General features: G+C 71.8%; 4 protein-coding genes. 3 read left to right on the forward strand and 1 reads right to left on the reverse strand.

Annotated elements, in window-relative coordinates:
* Nucleotides 1-75 precede the first annotated feature (75 nt).
* On the reverse strand, nt 76-1,635 hold the full coding sequence (locus ACWF9Z_RS00990; protein WP_453596088.1) for a S8 family peptidase: 1,560 nt from the start codon (nt 1,633-1,635) through the stop codon (nt 76-78).
* A gap of 517 nt (nt 1,636-2,152) precedes the next feature.
* Here ACWF9Z_RS00990 and ACWF9Z_RS00995 point away from each other — a divergent pair.
* From ACWF9Z_RS00995 to ACWF9Z_RS01005, 3 genes are all read left to right on the forward strand, one after another.
* Nucleotides 2,153-3,163: a SigB/SigF/SigG family RNA polymerase sigma factor gene (locus ACWF9Z_RS00995; RefSeq protein WP_453596090.1), complete on the forward strand. Its 1,011-nt coding sequence runs from the start codon at nt 2,153-2,155 to the stop codon at nt 3,161-3,163.
* 182 nt (nt 3,164-3,345) lie between these two features.
* Nucleotides 3,346-4,419 (forward strand): quaternary amine ABC transporter ATP-binding protein, encoded by a 1,074-nt coding sequence (locus tag ACWF9Z_RS01000; RefSeq protein ID WP_453596529.1) that lies wholly within the window; start codon nt 3,346-3,348, stop codon nt 4,417-4,419.
* Nucleotides 4,419-6,224, forward strand: coding sequence for an ABC transporter permease/substrate binding protein (locus ACWF9Z_RS01005; protein ID WP_453596092.1), 1,806 nt, complete (start codon nt 4,419-4,421; stop codon nt 6,222-6,224). The genes ACWF9Z_RS01000 and ACWF9Z_RS01005 overlap by 1 nt, the downstream gene beginning before the upstream one ends.
* Nucleotides 6,225-6,316 lie beyond the last annotated feature (92 nt).

The raw sequence follows: 6,316 nt of genomic DNA on the forward strand, positions 1-6,316 counted from the left end.
GGGGGCGGCCGCCGCCCGCGCGGCGCCCCCCCCCCCCCCCCCGGGGTCACGGGCCGCGCGCGGCCCGTGACCGGCTCAGAACCGCAGCGCCCAGCCGTCGAGGTAGCCGGTGTATCCGGCCCAGGCGTCGAACACGCGCAGTCTCCACACCCCCGCCGCCGTTTCCGAGGAGGCGTCCACCGCGTACAGCCCGACGAGGTCGCTCTCGCCCCAGCCCGTGTACTCGTCCTTGACCGGGTACACCGACCCGTCGGGTGCGATCAGGTCGATCCGCAGCTCCCCGGAAGCCGGGTGCTTGACGTACAGCTCCACGTCCAGCTGGGCGGGTGCCCGGCCCGGTACCCCGCTGACCGTGATCGGCGACTCGACCGTCTCCAGGTCCTCGACCGGGAGGTCGGTGGTGTTCGCGAAGCGCTTGCCGGGCACCCGGTTCGGCGTGCTGCCCACGTAGAGGGCGCGGTCGGGGGAGCCCGGTCCGGCGTCGAGCACGGCGCCGGTGGACGCCGACGCCGTCAGGGCGGCCGCCACCTGGGGCGGGGTGGCGGTGCGGTGCTCCGAGAGGTAGAGCGCCGCCGCGCCGGTCACGTGCGGGGTGGCCATCGAGGTGCCGGACATGACGGTGCTCCATTCGTCGTCCCAGTAGACGGCCGAGGTGATGTAGTCACCGGGGGCGAACAGGTCCACCAGGGGGCCGAAGTTGGAGTAGGAGGAGCGGGCGTCGTGATCGTTGGCCGCTCCGACCGTCAGGGCCTGGGAGACCCGGGCCGGCGAGTGCCCCGAGGCGTCGATCCCCTGGTTGCCGGCGGCCACCGCGTAGGTGATCCCGGAGGCGATGGAGCCCCGCACGGCCGCGTCCAGGACCTCGTCCGGATCACCGCCCAGGCTCATGTTCGCGACGGCCGGCTTCACCGCGTTGCGGGTCACCCAGTCGATCCCGGCGACCACCTGCTCGGTCGTGCCCTCCCCGGACCAGTCGAGCACCCGGACGGCCACCACCTTCGCCTGTTTGGCCACCCCGAAGGCGGTGCCGGCGAGGGTCCCGGCGACGTGCGTGCCGTGCCCGTGCTCGTCCTGGGCCTCGAAGTCGTCGTCGATCGCGTCGTAGCCGTACGAGGCCCGCCCGCCGAAGTCCTGGTGGTTGATGTTGATCCCGGTGTCGATGACGTAGGCGGTCACGCCCTGCCCGGACGAACTCGGATACGTGTAGGCCTCGTCCAGCGGCATCCGACGCTGGTCGATCCGGTCCACCCCCCACGACGGCGGGCTCGGCTGGGTGGAGTCGAGCCGCAGCGTGCGGTTCTGCGCGACCTGGGCGACCGCCGGGTCGGCGGCGAGCCGCCGGGCCTGGCGCGCGGTCATCCGGGCGGAGAAGCCGCTCAGCGCGGAGTCGTACGTGTGCCGGACCGTCCCTCCGTACCGTGCGACGAGGGACGGGCCGGACGCCGTACGGGCCCGCGCGCGGGCCGGATCGAGGATGACGAGGTAGCTGCCGGGGACGCCCTGCGGCGAGTCGGCGTAGCGGACGACGCCCTCGGCGGGCGCGGCCGACGCGGCGGACGGCAGGGTCTGGGCCCCGAGGGCGAGGGCGGCGGTGAACGCGAGGACCAAGCCCCGTAAGTGCGGTCTGGTGGTCATCCGCCCACGGTGGTGCGCGCGGAGCCGGGCGCACAAGGGCGCCGTCGTGACGCCTGGGGGTCCCGGGGACGAGGGGGCGCAGGAGGGGGAACCGGACCTCCCGCTTTGGGGTGTTTCTCCGCTGAACCAGCCCAGGTCATCCCAACAGAATCCTTATGCGGACAGGCGGGGCCGGGGCGAGACCGAGCTCACACGCGGGCGGAACCGTGCGCACGCGACACCGACGGGGCGTGTCCTCCTCTCCCCGCCGGAGCGGGGCGGGTGAGCCGTGACCTCGACCACATACGCCGCCGCCGACGCCGCGTTTCCCCGCGCCGCCGAGGGGGAGTGACCGACGACTCACCGCGCTCGGACCGAACCGCTGATGTGCGAACGGAACGGGGCCGGGCCGCAAATGTGGCCCGGGCCCGGCCGGTTGGGATCCCCAGCCGGGGCTGGGGATGGCATGCGGAACCGGCTAAGGTGGACGACCATCAAGGTCACGCGCCGCAAGCCGACCAGCCCAAGGAGCGACACCATGCTGATCCCCGCCCAGTTCTCCCCTACCGCCGGCCCCTCCACCGGACCGCTCGTCGGCCCCGCCGCCCGCCCGGCCGCCGAGCAGTCCACCGGCCCCGCGGCCGGTGCGCCCCTGCCCCGGATCGACGAACCCCGCGAGGTGGCCCCGGCGGACGCGCGCGAGCTTTCGAGACTGTTCTTCCGACGGCTGCGCGAAACCACCGAGGGCACCGCGGAGCACCGCTACGTCCGCGACACGCTCGTCGAGATGAACGTCTCGCTCGTCCAGTTCGCCATCCGCCCCTTCCGCAGCCGCAGCGACGGCGGCGACCTCGAAGACCTCCTCCAGGTCGGCACGATCGGCCTGATCAAGGCCATCGACCGGTTCGACCCGGACCGGGAGATCGAGTTCTCCTCCCTCGCGATGCCGTACATCAGGGGCGAGATCAAGCGGCACTTCCGCGACACCAGCTGGGCCGTCCGCGTCCCGCGCCGGCTCCAGGAGCTGCGCATCGACCTCGCCAAGGCGAAGGAGGGCCTGACCGCGCTCCTCGACCGGCCGCCGACGGTCGCGGACCTCGCCGCACACCTCGACCTCACCGAGGAGGAGGTCATCGAGGGCATCGTCGCCTCCAACGGCCACACCAGCGGCTCCCTCGACGCCCTCCAGGCGGACCACGGCGACGGCCGCACCGAAGGCCACTCCCTCGCCGACACCATCGGGGCGGAGGAACCCGCCCTGGAGCACGTCGAGAACATCCAGAGCCTGGCACCGCTGCTGGAACAGCTCAGCGACCAGGAGCGCCGCATGCTGTCCATGCGCTTCGGCGAGGAGCTCACCCAGGCCCAGATCGGCGCCGCCCTCGGCATCTCGCAGATGAAGGTCTCGCGCCTGCTGACCCGGGTCCTCGCGCATCTGCGGGCCTCCATGCTGGCCGACACGGACCCGGGCGCGGCCGGGCCCGGGCAGGAAGCGGAATCCCGCCCCGAGGGTCCGGTGCGGGGTACGGGCATCGGCGTACCCAAGTGACATGACTCACTTCACTGTTTGCGCGGGCTAAGGCAGGGCAGTAGCGGCCCTGGAGCGGACCCGTCCGCCGGCCGACACGGCCGAAGCACGGGCGACGGGCGGATCCCGTCGCGCTCCACGGCCCGCCGGCCGCACGTATGCCACGCCGGTGGGCCGTCTCCCGTACGACCCGTGAGGTGTATGTGTCCACGCTCATAGCCGAGCACGTCTACAAGGTGTTCGGTAAAGGACCCGACAACGGCCCGGCCGTCGCGAAGGCGGTCGGCGCACTCGAGAGCGGAGCCACCGACCGCGAGCGGTTGCGCGCCGAGGGTACGACCGCCGCCGTGATCGACGCCTCCTTCCGCGTAGAGCCCGGCCAGATCTTCGTCGTCATGGGTCTGTCGGGATCAGGCAAGTCCACCTTGCTGCGCATGCTCAACGGACTGCTGGAGCCCACCGCGGGACGGATCCTCTTCGACGGCGAGGACCTCACCGCGCTTTCCGCGCGCGAACTGCGCCGGGTTCGCTCCACCAAGATCAGCATGGTGTTCCAGCACTTCGCGCTGTTCCCGCACCGAAGTGTCCTGGAGAACGCCGGTTACGGCCTCGAGGTCCAGGGCGTCCCCCGGGCCGAGCGCGAACGGCGGGCCGCCGAGGCGCTCGCGCTGTGCGGGCTCGGCGGCTGGGAGAAGTCCTGGCCCGACGAGCTCTCCGGCGGCATGCAGCAGCGCGTGGGCCTCGCCCGCGCCCTGGCCACCGACGCCGAACTGCTGCTGATGGACGAGTCCTTCAGCGCGCTCGACCCGCTGATCCGCAGGGACATGCAGGACCAGCTGCTGGAACTCCAGCAACGCCTGGGCAAGACCATCGTGTTCATCACCCACGACCTCAACGAGGCGATGCGGCTCGGCGACGGCATCGCCGTCATGCGTGACGGCCGCATCGTCCAGCAGGGCACGGCCGAGGACATCCTCACCCGTCCCGCCGACGACTACGTCGCCTCCTTCATCCAGGACGTGGACCGCTCGCGCGTGCTCACGGCCGACGCCGTCATGACGGACGACGCCGGGGACCGGGCCGGCTGCGACTGCCCCACCGTCCGCGCCGACACCCCGCTCGCCGACCTGTGCGCCGTCAGCGCCCGCGTCCCGCACCCCGTCCGCGTCACCGACGCGGACGGCGCCGTCGTCGGCTCCGTCCCGCAGGGCCGCCTCGTGGCCTTCATCGGCGACGAGCGACGAGCCGCCCTGCACTGTGAAGAGGTGGCCGCGTGATGCCCCGCCTGAACCTCGGCTCCTGGGTCGACAGCGGTGTCGACTTCCTCCAGAGCCACCTGTCCTGGCTGTTCGACGCCATCAGCTCCGTCGTCACCGGGCTCTACGACGGCATCGAAGCCGTGCTGTCCGCGCCGAACCCGCTGCTCCTGGCCGGCGTCCTGGCCGTGGCCGCGTGGTGGCTGCGCGGGCTGCTCGCCGCGCTGCTCGCCTTCGCCGGCTTCGCGCTCGTCGACTCCGTCGGGCTGTGGCCCGACGCCATGTCCACGCTCGCGCTGGTCGTGGTCGCCACCCTGGTCACGCTGCTCTTCGCGATCCCGCTGGGCATCTGGGCCTCACGGTCCGACCGGGTCAGCGCCGTGCTGAAGCCCGTCCTGGACTTCATGCAGACCATGCCGGCCATGGTCTACCTGATCCCCGGCATCATCTTCTTCGGGGTCGGCGTGGTGCCCGGCATCATCGCCACGATCATCTTCTCGCTGGCCCCGGGCGTCCGGATGACCGAACTCGGCATCCGGCAGGTCGACGCAGAACTCGTGGAGGCCGCCGAGGCGTTCGGCACCACCCCGCGCGACACCCTGGTACGGGTCCAGCTCCCGCTGGCCCTGCCCACGATCATGGCGGGCATCAACCAGGTCATCATGCTCGGCCTGTCCATGGTCGTCATCGCCGGCATGGTCGGCGGCGGCGGCCTCGGCGGCGCCGTCTACCGCGCCATCGGCAGCGTGGACATCGGCCTCGGCTTCGAGGCGGGCATCTCCATCGTCATCCTCGCCATGTACCTGGACCGCATGACCGGGGCGCTGGGCCGCCAGGTCTCCCCGCTCGGCCGCCGCGCCCTCGCCACGGCGCGCTCCGCCGCCACCGGAACCGCCAAGCTGTGGAGCCACCGCCCGCAGCCCGTCCTCGCCGTGGCCTCGGCCGTGGTGCTGTCCCTGGTCGCGGGCGGCCTCGGGATCTTCGCGGACTCCGGGTCGTCGCAGGTCAACGCGGCCGGCGGGGCCGGCGTCGCGAACATCGGCAAGGGCCGCAAGGTCAGCATCGGCTACATCCCCTGGGACGAGGGCATCGCCTCGACCTTCCTCTGGAAGGAGCTCCTCGAGCGCCGCGGGTACGAGGTCGACGCCCGGCAGCTGGAGCTCGGCGCGCTCTACACGGGGCTCGCGGGAGGCCAGGTCGACTTCCAGACCGACTCCTGGCTGCCGGTGACCCAGGCGGAGTACTGGAAGAAGTACGGGAACGATCTCGAGGACCTCGGCTCCTGGTACGGACCCACCTCCCTCGAGCTGTCCGTCCCGTCCTACATGAAGGACGTGAAGTCCCTCGCCGATCTGAAGGGCAAGGGCGGGGAGTTCAAGGGCCGGATCATCGGCATCGAGCCCAGCGCGGGCGCGATGAGGATCCTCAAGGACAAGGTCCTGCCGGAGTACGGCCTCGACGGCGAGTACAAGGTCGTCGACGGATCGACCCCGGGCATGCTCGCCGAGCTGAAGCGCGCGTACGAGAAGAAGGAGCCCGTCGCGGTCGTGCTGTGGTCGCCGCACTGGGCGTACTCCACCTACGACCTGACCAAGCTCGCGGATCCCAAGGGCGTATGGGGACAGGGCGACGGCATCCACAACATCGCCCGCAAGGGCTTCGCCGAGGACGAGCCGGAGATCGCCCAGTGGCTCTCCTCGTTCAAACTGACCGAGGCCCAGCTGACCGGCCTGGAAGCCAAGATCCAGGAGTCGGGCAAGGGCAAGGAGCAGGACGCCGTGCGCGCCTGGCTCGCCGACCACCCCGAGGTCGACAAGCTGGCGTGAGCCGGGTCCGGGCCCGAGGGGGTTGGCGAGCCCGGGGGTGAGCCAGCGTTGTGCGTTGGAGTTGTTGCAGTTGGCGAGCTGGAGTTGGGCGC

This window comes from Streptomyces sp. NPDC054961 (genome assembly GCF_053609145.1).